Raw genomic sequence first — 13,738 nt, forward strand, 5'->3', positions numbered from 1 at the left:
CCTGAAAGAAGCGCTCGACAAAGTTATGCCAACAGAGTGCAGCAGCTATATGCGGCATTCCGGCTATGGCCCAACTTGATCTCGGATTACTCTAGTGCAGCGACGCATTCAAGGGATTCCCCCTTGAATGCGTCGCTGCACAAGATATTGTTTTTAGTGCACTTTCGATCCAGACAAAAGAATGCGGACTGCATCTTTTGTCTGGATCAGTGCACTAGCGCCTGTGGGGCTGCCCCGCCACAGCGTCCAGCCCGCCCAGCCAGGCGCCATCCTCGGCCATGGCATGGTGGTCGGTGCGGACGCGCGCACGATCCCGGTCACGCCCCTCGACACCCCGCCCCTCATCCGCCGGGGCGTTGCCCTCCAGGTCGGTCTGCCCCGGATCGCTCTTGGGGGTGACCGGCGTGTAGTACTCGGGATCCACCAGCGTCGGCTCCGAGATGGTGCGCACCTCACCACGGCCGTCCACATCGGCCAGCATGTAGTGCGTGGGCACCCCCGGGGAATGGATCACGCGCGTGACCACCCACACGGACGGGTAAACCGCATCAGACTTCCGAAAATGGTCACCAAGCTTGACGGTTTTCTCACGCACGGGAGACCCTCGCCATCGCTGAAGGAGTCATGACTGTTCACTCTCGCTTGGGGGGCGGAGGGCGCCGGGACCGCTGGTCCCGTCCGGCCCCGATCCGTCTTGGTCTCGTCTTGTGCCAACGGTCATGGACCATGACCGTTGAGGCCCGTGGCCGGCTCCGCGGGAACCACCACGCCATCCGGGGCGAGCCGCCGACCGACGCCTTCGCGCCAAGGCCGGCCGAGCCCAAGGGGCGCACGAGCCTCCGATGTGGTGACGACATCGACCGACCGGACTCACGGTATCACCGCCGGTCACGCCCTCACAAGAGTTGCCCTTTTCGCACGTTGTGTTGCGCCCACGCCACAATTCCCGCGCCACGAGGTCAGGGACGTTCCGCTTGTCCGCCGCGATCGCACTGGTCCAACACCAGCGGCTCGTCCAGCGGAAAGCCGGCCTCGTCGGGCTCCAGTTCCAGCACCCAGATGTCGGGATCGCGGGTCACGGCCCGGGCGATGGCGGCGTCGGCGGCCGCCTCGTCGGCGAAGCCCGGCTGGCCGAGCCGCATCCATCCGCGCTGGCCGTCCGCCAGGGTGGCCTGGGCGTAGACATCGACCCGTGCCGGCGCGCCGACCGGACGGACCTTCAGCAGGATGTCGCCGGCGGTCTCGTCGCCGCGCCGCAGCACCGCGCCGAACCCGCCGCGCGCCTGCACCTGCCGCAGGTAGGCCCGCGCCCGAAGGCCGGCCGTCAAGCGGGCCATCGGCTCAGGTCTCACGGATGGGCGAGAGGGACCCCGGCGCGGCTACCACGTGCGCCGGGGACCCACATCCACGTGCACGAACCCCGACCCGGGGTAATCGCCGACACCGCCCCGGCCCATGGCCACGGCCACCCGGAACAACGACGGCACGTCGACACCGGGAACGGCGATATCGGCGGCCATGCCGCGCGTATGGTAGCTCTTGCGCGCCACGGACCGGTTGCGCGCCCGCATGGCCCGGTTGGTCTGGGGCGAGCGATAGCCCGAGACGATGCGGATCGGCTGGCGCGTGTCCAGGGTCTTGGCCAGATCGCTCAGCAGGTCCAGCAGGCCCACGTCGATCGACACCACCTCGTCGGTTCGGCGATCCCGCATCAGCCAGTTGATGGCCTTGAGCGCCTTGGGCAGGTACCGGCCGTTGTCCAGGTAGGCGACCTTCAGGGTCTCGCCGGTGTTGACGTTGTCCAGGTACAAGGCCCGGTCGCGGACATCGCCCGGTCGCACCGTCGCCGGAACGCGATGCACCACAAGGCGGGTGCTGGAGGACGCTGCGCTGCCCGGCCGGTGAACCACGACGGGGCGCGGCGGACCCGACGCCTGGGCAACGTCCAGGACACCGTCGGGACGGACCGGCTGATCCGGCTTCAGGCCGGGCCGCAGACCGGGACCCAGGCGAAAGGGTTGGTCCGGCTTGACGCCCGGCACCACGGGCGCGGTGGCCATCGCTTGTCCAATGAGGCTGGGCAGGGTGGCGACGATACCCAGGGTGGCGGCGCCGAGCACCAGAAGCCGCCGCGTCGGATCCGCCGCGCGGCCGGACTCTTCCAGAGGGGAATGATCTGTAGGCACGAAAGCCTCTCTGCGGTTCGTGACGGATGTCGCGGGCCGTCCGATGGCCCGCGTACGGCCTGCTGCCGTCGACTGCCGAGTGACGGGCGAGGGCTTCGCCCTCCGCGTTCTGGTCTCGGTCCCGGACCCGACCTCAAGCCCCCTGCCCGGGATCGAGCCGTCGCCCCCGTGCGGGACCTGCCTGGGTCCTGAACTGGGCCCTGGGTCCGTGGCCTTGACGATGATCGGCGGCCCACGCGCGGGACGGTGGCGTGCATGACGTGCGGACCCTGCCCATTCCCCCACCAAGGGCAGACACACTCATAACCCGTACGGTGAGCCGGACCACCAGCCGATCCACAGCCGCATTCATGAATGCGGTATCCCGAAGCGACACTCAAGACAAAAATTCCAAAAAAGACGCTTGACACCGACAGTCTACGACGGGGCCATGCTTAGCCGGTACTCTGGAAACCTGTCCAGGCGCCACCCCGCCCTCGTGACAAACCGATCCGCTGTTTTTTCCTGGGCATCCCGGCATTGAGGAACGTCAATGCTCGGACTCTTCTGACGAGCGTTTCCGGATTGTGACGGTCATGCCCGGCTGGCGCCGGAAAAGGCCGGCCAAACGTCCCGCGAACAGGCCGAAGGACACCGTATGCCCGGCCGTCACCGGCCCCCAGGCCCGCCCCGCCGGTCCCGCACACGGGTTATCGGTTATTGGACGCAATCCAGCTGCTCACAACCGGATCGCGGGCCAGAGGCGGGGGGGCCGCGCCAGCCGGTCGCGGGCGGCCAGCAGCGCCAGTTCTGGCGCGCCCCGGCGCCACGTCTCCTCCAGCACGGCGAACAGGGCCGACACCGCCTGGCTCAAGGCCACCTGGGGACGCGGATCGTCCAGCCACGCATGCAGGTACAAGGCGGACAGAAGGTCGCCGGCGCCGTGGGGCGATCGCGGGAAGGCCAGTCGCGGCGAGGCCACCACCCAGGCCCCGGCGCCATCGGTCACCAGGCAGCGCGCCGCCCCCGGCTCCGGCCCGTCGGGCACGTCGACGCTGGTGACCACCACCGCCCGGGGCCCCCGCCCCAGCAGCCAGCGGGCCGCCGCCAGGGCGGTCGCCAGATCGTGACAGGGCATGCCGGTCAGCGCCCGCAGTTCGAACAGGTTGGGTGTCACGATGGTGGCGCGCGGCACCAGGTGGTCCCGCATCAGCGGCGGGATGGCGGCATCCACGTAGCGGCCGGGCAGCGCGTCGCCGATCACCGGGTCACAGAGATACGGCAGGTCGGGACGGCCGGCCCGCGCCCGGTCCACCGCCCAGGCGACCACCGCCGCCGTGCCCGGCACCCCCAGGTAGCCGGACAGCACGGCCGCCCGCTCCTCCCAGGCCACCGGCAGGTCGGCCAGACCGGCGACACAGTCGGCCACCCATGCCGGCTCGACGGCATGGCCCGTGAACCGGCCGTGGCCAGGATGATTGGAGAACAGCACGGTATGCACGGGCCACACCGGGCGGCCCAGGGCCTGCAACGCCGGCACGGCGGCGGCATTGCCCACGTGGCCGGCGCACACGTGGCTCTGAAGGGACAAAACGGACATGGGCTCCCGAAAAAACAGGCTGGGCGCGGCGTCGGCCGCCAGCGACGGCGGGCCGCGTCACGGGGAACGGGATTGAACGGGCGGTACCTTGCCACGCCCCTGCGTTCAATTATAGTGGCCGCGCTATCCGGATCCGCCGTGCCGCGATCCTATCGTCCGACCAGAGAGGAGAGTTCGAGTCATGGCCGCCACCGCCCGCCCGCGCCGCAGTGTCCTCTATATGCCGGGCTCCAACAGCCGCGCCCTGGAGAAGGCCCGGACCCTGGCCGCCGACGGCCTGATCCTGGACCTGGAGGACGCCGTCGCCCCCGATGCCAAGGCCGAGGCCCGCGCCAACGTGGCGGCGGCGGTCGACCAAGGCTACGGCCGGCGCGAGGTGCTGGTGCGCATCAACGGCCTCAACACGCCCTGGGGATACGCCGACCTGGAGGCCGTGGCCGCCAGCGGCTGCGACGGCATCCTGTTGCCCAAGGTCGAGAGCGCCGACACTGTGCGCCAGGTGGAAACCCTGATGGCGGCCATGGGGGCACCCGAGCCGACGCGGATCTGGTGCATGATGGAAACCCCCCTGGGCATCCTGCGCGCCGAGGAAATCGCCGGCGCCTCGGCCCGGCTGGGCGGCTTCGTCATGGGCACGTCGGACCTGGCCAAGGATCTGCACTGCCACCATACCCCCCTGCGCCTGCCCATGATCACGGGCCTGGGGCTTTGCCTGCTGGCGGCGCGCGCCCATGGCCTGGCGATCCTGGACGGGGTGTTCCTGGACCTGTCCGACGCGGACGGGTTCGCCGCCGCCTGCCAGCAGGGCCTGGAGCTGGGCTTCGACGGCAAGACGCTCATCCACCCCAAGACCATTGCCGCCGCCAACGAGGTCTTCGCCCCCGGCGAGGCCGAGGTGACCTGGTCGCGGCGCATCATCGAGGCCCATGCCGAGGCCGAGAAGGCCGGACAGGGCGTGGTCGTGGTGGACGGCAAGCTGGTGGAGAACCTGCACGTCGTCAACGCCCGCCGCCTGGTGGCCCTGGCGGAGGCCATCGCCGTCCTGGAGGCCGACATGCTGGCGGCCGAGAGCGCCTGACGCGCCCGCCGCCGCGCCCCGTGATTCGTCCGTCGCCCCCTGCTGCCAGGGTTGGCGTCCCCTCACCTTGCATCCGCATCCGCCCGCGCAGGAGCGCCATCCCCATGACCGCCAGCACCAAGACCACCAAGGGCAACTTCTTCGAGGACTTCTTCCTCGAACAGGACCTCGTCCATCCCACGCCGCGCACGGTCACCGAGGGCGACGTGGCGCTGTACACCGCGCTCTACGGCACGCGCTTCGCCCTGCACTCCTCCTCCGACTTCGCCATGGACCTGGGCTACGAGGACATGCCGGTCGACGACCTGCTCGTCTTCCACCTGGTGTTCGGCAAGAGCGTCCCCGACCTGTCCCTGAACGCCGTGGCCAACCTGGGATACGCCGAATGCGTCTTCGGCGTCCCGGTCTATGCCGGCGACACCTTGCGGGCCTCCTCCACCGTCATCGGCCTGAAGGAGAACTCCAACCGCAAGGCGGGCGTGGTCTGGGTGCGCACCACCGGCGTCAACCAGGACGACGACATGGTGGTGGACTTCGTCCGCTGGGTGATGGTGCGCAAGCGCGAGACCGAGGATGACGGCGCCGACGCGCCGCCCCCCGTCATCCCAACCCTGGCGAAAACGGTGTCGGCCGCCGACCTGATCGTGCCCGACTGCCTGGACGTCGAGGACTACGACACCGAACTCTCCGGCCAGGACGACCTGTGGGAGGACTACGCAGTCGGCGAGCGCATCGACCACGCCATGGGCATGACGCTGGAAGAGGCCGAGCACCAGTTGGCCACCCGCCTCTATCAGAACACCGCCAAGGTGCACTTCAACCAGATGACCCAGTCCCGGGGACCGCTGGGCCGGCGCCTGGTCTACGGCGGGCATGTGATCAGCCTGGCGCGCGCCCTGTCCTTCAACGGCCTGGCCAACGCCTTCCGCGTCGCGGCCATCAACGCCGGCCGGCATGTCAACGCCACCGCCGGCGGCGACACCATCCACGCCTGGACAGAGGTCCTGGACAAGATGGAGATCCCCGACCGCACCGACGTCGGCGCGCTGCGCCTGCGCACGGTGGCGGTCAAGAACCAGTCCTGCGAGGACTTCCCGGACAAGGACGTCGACGGCAAGCCGCTGGACACCGTGGTGCTCGATCTGGACTACACGGTGCTGATGCCACGGCGGTAGGGGACGGGCCGGTATCGTCGGGCGGATGAGGCCGGCTCATCCGCCTCCGGGCCGGCGCGCCAGCGCGAGCATGCTGTTGCCGGCGATGGCGCCGACGACCAGGGCGCCGCCGGCCAGGGTCAGGGGCGTGGGCACCTCCCCCACCACGGCCCAGGCCCAGACCGGCCCCAGCACGGTCTCGATCAGCGCCAGCAAGGCCACCTCGGCGGCCGGAAGGTAGCGCGCGCCGCTGGTGTACAGCGACAGCGCCAGCGGCGTGACCAGCACGCCCATGAGAACGATCACCATCATGTCCTCGGCGCCGACCGCCCAGGGATCGCAGAACGGCAGCACCAGCAGCGCGCTCGCCAGACCGCCCAGGGCCACCACCGGCACCGTGTCCCGGTCCCCGGCCTTGCGCAGCAGCACCAGCGCCAGCCCCATGAACAGGGGAATGCCGAGCGCCACCAGATCGCCGGCAAGCGACCCTCCGCCCAGGCCGACCGAGCCCGCCAGCAGGATCACCACGCCGGCCATGGCCAGCGCGATGGCCCCCCAGGTGCGCGGCCGCACCCGCTCGCCGATGAGCAGCAGCCCCGACACGGCGCCGAACAGCGGCATCGTCGCCAGCACCACCAGGGTGTTGGCCACCGTGGTCAGGGTCATGGCCACGACGAAGGAGATGTTGGACAGCCCCACCATCAGCGCCGCGGCCACCCCCAGGCGCCCCATGCCCCGCACATGCGCGACCACGCCGCGGCCGCGCAGGACCACCAGCACCAGCGACAGCGTGACCGCCGTCAGCAGGGTCCGCCAGAAGACGATCTGGAGAGAGTCGGCCTGCTGGACCAGCTTCACCAGCATGCCATCGGGGCTGATGACCACCATGCCGGTGGCCGACAGCAGCAGGCCCTTGAGATGTGGCGCCATGATGGAATCCCGACCCCGACGACCGGATGACGCGTGACGGACGGCCGGGGCCGTCGGGGCGCGGACGCCGCGCCATCAGGTCCGTCCTGTATCACGCCCGCCGGTCCAGGCCAACGCCCCCTCGACCGCGCCGCCCGGTCCGGCTAAGACGGGAGCACCCGATGGCCGTGGCCCGATGACCGTGGCCCAACGGCCGTGAACGGCAACGGAGACGGATGTGGCGGAAACCTGGCGGATCGACCTGGTGGTCCCGGCGGCGGCGGTGGCGGTGTTCGAATCCGCCCTGGAGGGGTTGTGCGACGCCCTGTTGTGTTTCGAGATCGAGGATCCCGGCCCGACCCAGGGGCACTGGCATCTGGAGGGCCTGAGCGCCAGCGCCCCGAACGTCCATGACCTGGACCTCGCGGTCACGCTGGCGACCCGGGTGGCGGGCATTCCCGAGCCGCCGATGACCGTGGAGCGGATGGGCCCCCGTGACTGGCTGCGCGACAACCTGGCGACGTTCCCGCCCCTGGACGTGGGACGCTTCCACCTGCGCGGCTCCCATGTCGCGACCCCGCCGCCGCCGGGCCGGCATGCCCTGATCGTGGACGCCGCCACCGCCTTCGGGTCCGGCGAGCATCCGACCACGCGCGGCTGCCTGCTGGCCCTGGACGCCCTGGCCCGCGATCGTGCCGTCCGGCCGCGCCGCGTGCTGGACATGGGGTGCGGCACCGGCGTGCTGGCCATGGCCGCCGCGCGCGCCTGGCGCCGGCCGGTGCTGGCGGTGGACGTGGACGACGAGGCGGCGCGGGTGGCCCGCGACAACGCCCGGCGCAACGGGCTCGGCGCTCGGGTGAGGACCCTGCGGGCCGACGGATTCCGGGGCGCCGCCGTGCGCGCCGCCGCCCCCTTCGACCTGATCCTGGCGAACATCCTGGCGCGCCCCCTGACGGCCATGGCCCCGGCCGCCGCCCGGGCCCTGGCGCCCGGCGGCCGGATCGTGCTGTCCGGCCTGCTGGCGGCCCAGGAAACCCGGGTGCGCAATGCCTACGCCCGCCAGGGACTGCATCTGCGCTCAAGGCTTGTGCTCGACACCTGGACCACGCTGGTCATGGCCAGGCGATGATCCGGCCGGGTCACCAAAAAAGGCACCCCGCCCGGTCGGCCGGGCGGGGTGATCCTTCAAGGGGGTGTGCGCGAGCGCGTGCCCGCGCGCGTCAAACGACCGACTCAACCCATTCGAACAGCTTGCTCTTGGGCAGAGCCCCGATCTTGGTGGCCGCCACCTGCCCGTCGCGGAACACGATCAGCGTGGGGATGCCCCGCACGCCATACTTCGACGGCGTGCTGGGGTTTTCGTCGATGTTGATCTTGGCGACGGTCAAGCTGTCGCCCATGGCGGTGTCGAGTTCGTCCAGGGCCGGCGCGATCTGCCGGCACGGACCACACCACTCGGCCCAGAAATCAACAAGCACCGGGGTGCCGGATTTCAGCACATCATCATCGAACGACGCATCGGTCACGTGCTTCATCAGCAGTTATCCTCAACAGTGAATCGCCCGGCCCCTGGCAGCATCCGGTGAAGGCATGCCCAGACACCCGGGATTGTGTGGCATCACTCTAGGTCCGCCCCAAGGCGAGCGTCAAGATCGCCGCGCCGGCGCGGTCGCTGCCCGACCCGACGATCGGCGTGTCCCGCGCCCGGGCCGCGGGGCGGCCGCGCGGCGACGCAGCAGATCGCGCAGGTCGCGCAGCGTGGATTCGTCCAGGTCGGGCAGACGGTCCGCCAGATCGTTGACCAGTTCGGTGGCCAGGGGCGACAGCCCGCCGGTGTCCAGGGTCACCCGGGGCGCGGACCGCGCCGCCAGGGCCTTCAGGGTCTCGGCCTCGTCCCAGATCAGGTCGAGCGCGCCGCAAATCTGCATCACCAGGCCGGGCTGGGGGCGTCCCCGGCGGCCGTGCTCCAGCGCCGACAGATAGGCCGCCGACACCGTCAGGCGCGCCGCCAGATCGGCCTGGGTCAGGCCACGCTCGGCGCGCAGGGCCCGCAGCCTGGCCCCGAACGGCGTCATGGGATCACCTGGAATAGTGGCGTCATCCGACTCGCTCCCGGCGCCGCTTGATCAGGACGTAGAGCGCCCCCTCGCCCCCGTCGCGAGGCCGCGCGGGGGTGAAGCCCAGCACCAGGTGTCGCACGTCCGTCTGATTGAGCCAGCGCGGCACGTCCCGCCGCAACACGCCGCCCCCCTCGCGATCGCTGCCCTTGCCGGTCACCACCAGAACGCAGCGGGCGCCCTGGTCGTGGGCGCGGCGCAGGAAGGCGTTCAGGGCGTGGTGGGCACGCTCCCGGGTCATGCCGTGCAGGTCCAGCCGCGCCTCGATGGCCATGCGGCCGCGCCGGAAGCGATCATGGGTGCGGCGGTCGATGCCGGCGCCGTCACCGGCGCGCAACGCCTCGGGAAGCGCGTGCCGCGCGCGCCCCGGCGACGGGGTGGTGACCACGGGACGCGGCGGCACGATGCGGCGGGGAGCCTCGACCGCCGGGCGGTCAGACGGTGGCGACACGGCCGTCGCGGGTCCCCCGTCCAGGATCCCGCCCTCGGCGCGCCCGGGCAGCGGCGTTACCGTGCGGACGACCTGCCGCCACACCGCCAGGTCGGACTCCGGGACACGCCCCGCCGCGCGGAGATCGGCGGCCCTACGCCCTGATCGCGGCCGGGTCGTCATCGATCAGTACGATATGCAGCCGGCGCGGCCCATGGGCACCCAGTTGAAGGGTCTGTTCGATATCGCCGGTTCGCGACGGCCCGGTCACCAGATGCACCGTGCGGGGCAACGGCGCGGCGCCGGCGTGCCGCCGCAAACGGTCCCAGCCGTCCTCCAGGCCGCCCACCACGTCCAGCGCCCGGACCACCACCACGTGGACGTCCGGCAGCATGTTGAGGGTGGCCGGACACTCCGGACCGGAGGCCAGCAGCAGTGTTCCGGTCTCGGCGAGGCCCGCCAGGGCGTGGGAGACTCCCACCCGGTCCGCGTCGGTGGGCGCGCCATGGTCGGCGCCGCGACGCGTCACGCACAGCATGGGCGCGGCGGCGAGCCCGTCCAGGCGGGGGTCGGCGGCCACGGCCACGGCCGCCGGCAGGGCGTGCGCGCGCAGGAAATCGGCGACGGCCGCCCCTTCCTCTCCCGGCGGCACGCGCTGGGTGGTGGCGGCGGCGGCCTCGGCGGCGGCCAGGAAGCGCGCCACCAGCGTCCGCCGATCGCCGAGGGCGATGGCCGGCACCACATTGGGTTCGGGCCGGCTCAGCCGCGTATCGAGCACGGCGGCGGTTTCCGGCGGCAGCGGTCCCCGGCGCAAGCTGGCGCGGATGCCGTCAAGAACGGCCTGGCGAGCGGACTGGCTCACACCCCGTGTTCCTCTCGTGACCTGTCGTGTGTCTGGAGACCCGTCGCGGTCCCCGGGCATGCCGCGTCCGCGTGGACGGCCTCACGGCGCATGCCTGTCCGGGACGGTATCACACCCCAGAGTCCCCGGGTGTCGCCGATCCGCGCCCGCCCAGTCCCGGCCCCAGTTCGCTTCCGGACTGGAACTGCCGGGCAAAGGCGCGCCAGTTCCCGGCGGGCGCCACGACGCCGATCCGGGGATTCTCGGACAGCGTCACCACCACACCCCCCATCGACCAGATGACCTGCCAGTTGTGGGCGTTCTTGAGCATGTTTTCAATGGTCCGCTGCCGCACCCGCTGCGCCACCCAGGGGCGTACCAGAAAGGCATAGGCGAACATGGCGCCCACCAGGGCGATGGTGCCCGCCACCAGGTCGAAGACCATCACAAGCACGCTGGCCAGGATCAGCGCGATCAGCGGCAGGACGTTCTCCCACGGGTCGAACACCGGGGAGCCGGCGCGGTTCAGGTGTTCGAAGTTGACCTGAATGCGGATCCGGTCCGCCATGTAGGCTTCGGTCAGACGTTCGTGAAGGCGGTAGTCCTGCGCCGCCTGACTGGATCGTGCCATGATGCCGCGTGGTTCCTCCCTTTGCCCTGGACCGGCCCGCTACCGGCCGTCGCGGGCTTTCGACTGTTTGATCCGAACCTGATCCATGAACGTGCCCCCGGCCGGCGGCGCCGGAAGATCGCGTACCCGCGTCCAGGCGCCGGCCAGCGGCGCCCGCGCGAGACGCCCGCGCCGCCCGCCCAATCGCACCAGCAGCCGCGCGACCAGGCCGGTTCCCGCACGATACAGCGCCGGCCGGCGCGCCGCAAAGGACCAGAGCCGCAGGCCCCACCGCACCCGCGCCGGCGCAAGGCGGCGCGCGACCTCGTGCTCCCGCCAGTTCCGCAGCATCCGGGGCAGGGGAATGCGCATGGGACAGACCGCCTCGCACCGCCCGCACAGGGTGGACGCGTTGGGCAACGCCGCCGCGTCCTCCAGCGAGGCCAGGGCCGGCGTGATCACCGAGCCGATCGGCCCGGGATAGACCGACCCGTAGGCATGCCCGCCGACGGCGCCATAGATGGGACAGTGATTGATGCAGGCGGCGCAGCGGATGCAGCGCAACGCATCGCGGAACTCGGTGCCCAGCATGCGTGACCGGCCGTTGTCCAGCAGCACCACGTGGAAGTGCTCCGGACCATCGGCGTCGCCCGGGCGGCGCGGTCCGGTGGACAGCGTGGTGTAGGACGCCATGGGCTGGCCGGTCGCCGACCGCGCCAGAAGCCGCAGGACCGTGGCGGCATCCTCCAGGGTCGGCACCACCTTTTCGATACTCGTCACCACAATGTGTACCCGGGGAAGCAACTGGGTCAAGTCGCCGTTGCCCTCGTTGGTAACGATGATCGTCGACCCGGTCTCGGCGACCAGCATGTTGGCGCCGGTGATGCCCACATCGGCGGTCAGGAACCGGTCGCGCAGCACCGCCCGCGCCTCGTCCAGCAGGTCGCGGGGCTCCTCCAGCGGCCGGTCGGCCGGAAACTGCGGATGGTTCTCGCGGAACGAGTCCGCCACCTGGTGCTTCCGCACGTGGATGGCCGGGGCAATGATGTGACTGGGCACCTCGCCCCGCAGCTGGATGATGTACTCGCCCAGATCGGTTTCCACCGGCTGGATGCCGGCGGCCTCCAGCGCGGCGTTGAGGGCGATCTCCTCGGCCACCATCGACTTGCCCTTGGTGACCATCCGCGCCGCGTGCGCCCGGCAGATGTCGAGCACGGCGCGGCATGCCTCGTCGCCGTCACGCGCCCAGTGCACCTGGCCGCCGGACTCCTCCACGCGCGCCTCGAAGCGCTCCAGGTAATGGTCGAGGTGCGCGAGGGTCCTGTCCTTGATCGCCGCGCCGGCGTCGCGCAGCGCCTCGAACTCAGGCAGGGCGGCGGCGGCCTTGGCCCGGTTGGCGCGGAAGCCGGTCTTCATGGTGGCCAGCGACCGGCGCAGGTTGGGGTCGGCGACGGCCCCCCGGACGTTCTTGTGGAAGGCGCGGCTGGTCACATGCATGGCGTCTCGCTCCCCGAGCGGCGTGGCGACCTCATGTCTTCGCCGATCCGTCTGATCCGCGCGGTCCGGCCTCCGGCCCCTCGCCGATGGCCGGCGCCTCGGTCATGCCGGCCAGCACCTCGGCGACGTGGCGCGCCTGAACGGCGCTGCCCCGCCGCTTCAGCATGCCGGCGATGTTGAGCAGGCAGCCCATGTCGCCACCCAGCACCAGTTCGGCGCCGGTGGCCTCCACGTCCTCGGCCTTGTCGCTGGCCATGCGCCCCGAGATTTCGGGGTACTTGACGCAGAACGTGCCACCGAATCCGCAGCACTCCTCCGGCGCGGACAGGCCGCGCATGGACAGCCCCTCGACCTGATCCAGCAGGCGGCGCGGCTGGTCCCGCACGCCGAGGCCGCGCAGACCCGAGCAGGTGTCGTGGTAGGTGACGGTGGCGTCCAGCGCCGCCGTCACCCCGGTCCAGCCCAGCACATCCACCAGGAACGCGGTCAGTTCATGGGTCTTGCCGGCCAGGTCCCGGGCACGGACGGCGAAGGCCGGCTCGTTGGCCAGCAAGGCCGGGTAGTGGGCGCGGATCATCTCGGCGCAGGACCCGGACGGCGCCACCACGTAGTCGACGGCCTCCGCCGCCAGCGCCTCCACCATGAAGCGCGCCTGACGGGTGGCGGCGACGCGGTCGCCGGCGTTGAAGGCGGGTTGTCCGCAACAGGTCTGGGCCTCGGGCACCGTCACCACGCAGCCGGCCTGCTCCAGCAGGCGCAGCGCCGCGAAGCCCACCGGAGGCCGGAACAGGTCCACCAGGCAGGTGACCAGCAGGGCAACACGCGGCCCCCCGGGGGACGGGGTGGCGGGCGTGGTCTCGAACGGCGCGGACTCGGTCATGGGGCGGGGTGCGGTCCAGACGGCGGGTGGGGCGGGCGCCGATCACCGATCCTGCGCCCCTCCCCTCGGTCATATCCCAACCCACCGCGCGAGGGAATCGCCTTCACCATCCCGATCATCCCCGCGCGGCTCGTTCTCCCTCCGGTTCGGTCCAGGACGGCGTTGCCATCAAGGGACTCAAGCGCAGACAGCATCGTGTTACCTGGATCATACCAACGGTCATTGAGAATGACCGTTGCAGTCCGTGGCCGGCCCACTCCCCCACCCGGCCACCCCAAGTATACTGCCGTGGGTGGCCGGGTGGGGGAGTGGGCCGGTGCCGCTCGGCGGATGAGTCACACTCATCCGCCGCTGGTATCAGTTCCCTAGAGTAATCCGAGATCAAGTTGGGCCATAGCCGGAATGCCGCATATAGCTGCTGCACTCTGTTGGCATAACTTTGTCGAGCGCTTCTTTC

The 13,738-nt window shown here is 70.9% G+C and carries 15 protein-coding genes; 3 read left to right on the top strand and 12 right to left on the bottom strand.

What is annotated here, in order from left to right:
- Nucleotides 1-214: 214 nt before the first annotated feature.
- The 4 genes from GGD89_RS18325 to pdxY form a co-directional block, all read right to left on the bottom strand.
- Nucleotides 215-514 carry a hypothetical protein gene (locus tag GGD89_RS18325; RefSeq protein WP_184048572.1) on the bottom strand — a complete coding sequence of 100 codons (300 nt, stop codon included), beginning with the start codon at nucleotides 512-514 and terminating at the stop codon, nucleotides 215-217.
- Between the two features lie 445 nt (nucleotides 515-959).
- Nucleotides 960-1,337: a DUF1491 family protein gene (locus GGD89_RS18330; RefSeq protein WP_184048573.1), complete on the bottom strand. Its 378-nt coding sequence runs from the start codon at nucleotides 1,335-1,337 to the stop codon at nucleotides 960-962.
- A gap of 42 nt (nucleotides 1,338-1,379) precedes the next feature.
- Complete coding sequence (locus GGD89_RS18335) at nucleotides 1,380-2,186, bottom strand: peptidoglycan L,D-endopeptidase MepK (protein ID WP_184048576.1); 807 nt, start codon at nucleotides 2,184-2,186, stop codon at nucleotides 1,380-1,382.
- Between the two features lie 718 nt (nucleotides 2,187-2,904).
- Nucleotides 2,905-3,765 (bottom strand): pyridoxal kinase, encoded by an 861-nt coding sequence (pdxY, locus tag GGD89_RS18340; protein ID WP_184048579.1) that lies wholly within the window; start codon nucleotides 3,763-3,765, stop codon nucleotides 2,905-2,907.
- A 181-nt stretch (nucleotides 3,766-3,946) separates the two neighbouring features.
- On the opposite strand from pdxY, the gene GGD89_RS18345 reads away from it, so the two are divergent.
- Together GGD89_RS18345 and GGD89_RS18350 are read left to right on the top strand one after the other, a co-directional pair.
- Nucleotides 3,947-4,843 carry an HpcH/HpaI aldolase/citrate lyase family protein gene (locus tag GGD89_RS18345; RefSeq protein WP_184048582.1) on the top strand — a complete coding sequence of 299 codons (897 nt, stop codon included), beginning with the start codon at nucleotides 3,947-3,949 and terminating at the stop codon, nucleotides 4,841-4,843.
- A gap of 104 nt (nucleotides 4,844-4,947) precedes the next feature.
- Nucleotides 4,948-6,018 carry a MaoC family dehydratase gene (locus GGD89_RS18350; RefSeq protein WP_184048585.1) on the top strand — a complete coding sequence of 357 codons (1,071 nt, stop codon included), beginning with the start codon at nucleotides 4,948-4,950 and terminating at the stop codon, nucleotides 6,016-6,018.
- A gap of 36 nt (nucleotides 6,019-6,054) precedes the next feature.
- On the opposite strand, the gene GGD89_RS18355 is transcribed toward GGD89_RS18350, so the two are convergent.
- Nucleotides 6,055-6,927, bottom strand: coding sequence for a DMT family transporter (locus GGD89_RS18355; protein ID WP_184048588.1), 873 nt, complete (start codon nucleotides 6,925-6,927; stop codon nucleotides 6,055-6,057).
- Nucleotides 6,928-7,144: 217 nt separating this feature from the next.
- On the opposite strand from GGD89_RS18355, the gene GGD89_RS18360 reads away from it, so the two are divergent.
- Nucleotides 7,145-8,035 (top strand): 50S ribosomal protein L11 methyltransferase, encoded by an 891-nt coding sequence (locus GGD89_RS18360; RefSeq protein WP_184048591.1) that lies wholly within the window; start codon nucleotides 7,145-7,147, stop codon nucleotides 8,033-8,035.
- A gap of 91 nt (nucleotides 8,036-8,126) precedes the next feature.
- Here GGD89_RS18360 and trxA read toward each other — a convergent pair whose 3' ends face one another.
- From trxA to GGD89_RS18395, 7 genes are all read right to left on the bottom strand, one after another.
- Nucleotides 8,127-8,441: a thioredoxin TrxA gene (trxA, locus tag GGD89_RS18365; RefSeq protein ID WP_184048594.1), complete on the bottom strand. Its 315-nt coding sequence runs from the start codon at nucleotides 8,439-8,441 to the stop codon at nucleotides 8,127-8,129.
- Between the two features lie 111 nt (nucleotides 8,442-8,552).
- The gene (locus tag GGD89_RS18370) at nucleotides 8,553-8,981 is read right to left on the bottom strand and encodes a helix-turn-helix domain-containing protein (RefSeq protein WP_184048596.1); all 429 of its coding nucleotides are present in this window, start codon (nucleotides 8,979-8,981) and stop codon (nucleotides 8,553-8,555) included.
- Between the two features lie 22 nt (nucleotides 8,982-9,003).
- Nucleotides 9,004-9,558 (bottom strand): Smr/MutS family protein, encoded by a 555-nt coding sequence (locus GGD89_RS18375; RefSeq protein WP_343058648.1) that lies wholly within the window; start codon nucleotides 9,556-9,558, stop codon nucleotides 9,004-9,006.
- Nucleotides 9,559-9,607: 49 nt separating this feature from the next.
- Complete coding sequence (locus GGD89_RS18380; RefSeq protein ID WP_343058649.1) at nucleotides 9,608-10,315, bottom strand: LutC/YkgG family protein; 708 nt, start codon at nucleotides 10,313-10,315, stop codon at nucleotides 9,608-9,610.
- Nucleotides 10,316-10,424: 109 nt separating this feature from the next.
- Nucleotides 10,425-10,925 carry a hypothetical protein gene (locus tag GGD89_RS18385; protein WP_184048605.1) on the bottom strand — a complete coding sequence of 167 codons (501 nt, stop codon included), beginning with the start codon at nucleotides 10,923-10,925 and terminating at the stop codon, nucleotides 10,425-10,427.
- A 39-nt stretch (nucleotides 10,926-10,964) separates the two neighbouring features.
- Nucleotides 10,965-12,401, bottom strand: a complete 1,437-nt coding sequence (locus GGD89_RS18390) for a LutB/LldF family L-lactate oxidation iron-sulfur protein (protein WP_184048607.1) — start codon at nucleotides 12,399-12,401, stop codon at nucleotides 10,965-10,967.
- Nucleotides 12,402-12,432: 31 nt separating this feature from the next.
- Nucleotides 12,433-13,281, bottom strand: a complete 849-nt coding sequence (locus GGD89_RS18395; protein WP_184048610.1) for a (Fe-S)-binding protein — start codon at nucleotides 13,279-13,281, stop codon at nucleotides 12,433-12,435.
- Nucleotides 13,282-13,738: the final 457 nt, after the last annotated feature.

The organism is Roseospira visakhapatnamensis (assembly GCF_014197915.1).
Classification (GTDB): Bacteria; Pseudomonadota; Alphaproteobacteria; order Rhodospirillales; family Rhodospirillaceae; genus Rhodospira; species Rhodospira visakhapatnamensis.

Bases quoted from the DNA above. Each gene is read 5' to 3' on its own strand.
- GGD89_RS18355 (WP_184048588.1), bottom strand. From the start codon at position 6,927: ATGGCGCCACATCTCAAGGGCCTGCTGCTGTCGGCCACCGGCATGGTG.
- GGD89_RS18370 (WP_184048596.1), bottom strand. From the start codon at position 8,981: ATGACGCCGTTCGGGGCCAGGCTGCGGGCCCTGCGCGCCGAGCGTGGC.
- GGD89_RS18390 (WP_184048607.1), bottom strand. From the start codon at position 12,401: ATGCATGTGACCAGCCGCGCCTTCCACAAGAACGTCCGGGGGGCCGTC.
- trxA (WP_184048594.1), bottom strand. From the start codon at position 8,441: ATGAAGCACGTGACCGATGCGTCGTTCGATGATGATGTGCTGAAATCC.
- pdxY (WP_184048579.1), bottom strand. From the start codon at position 3,765: ATGTCCGTTTTGTCCCTTCAGAGCCACGTGTGCGCCGGCCACGTGGGC.
- GGD89_RS18350 (WP_184048585.1), top strand. From the start codon at position 4,948: ATGACCGCCAGCACCAAGACCACCAAGGGCAACTTCTTCGAGGACTTC.
- GGD89_RS18330 (WP_184048573.1), bottom strand. From the start codon at position 1,337: ATGGCCCGCTTGACGGCCGGCCTTCGGGCGCGGGCCTACCTGCGGCAG.
- GGD89_RS18385 (WP_184048605.1), bottom strand. From the start codon at position 10,925: ATGGCACGATCCAGTCAGGCGGCGCAGGACTACCGCCTTCACGAACGT.
- GGD89_RS18345 (WP_184048582.1), top strand. From the start codon at position 3,947: ATGGCCGCCACCGCCCGCCCGCGCCGCAGTGTCCTCTATATGCCGGGC.
- GGD89_RS18395 (WP_184048610.1), bottom strand. From the start codon at position 13,281: ATGACCGAGTCCGCGCCGTTCGAGACCACGCCCGCCACCCCGTCCCCC.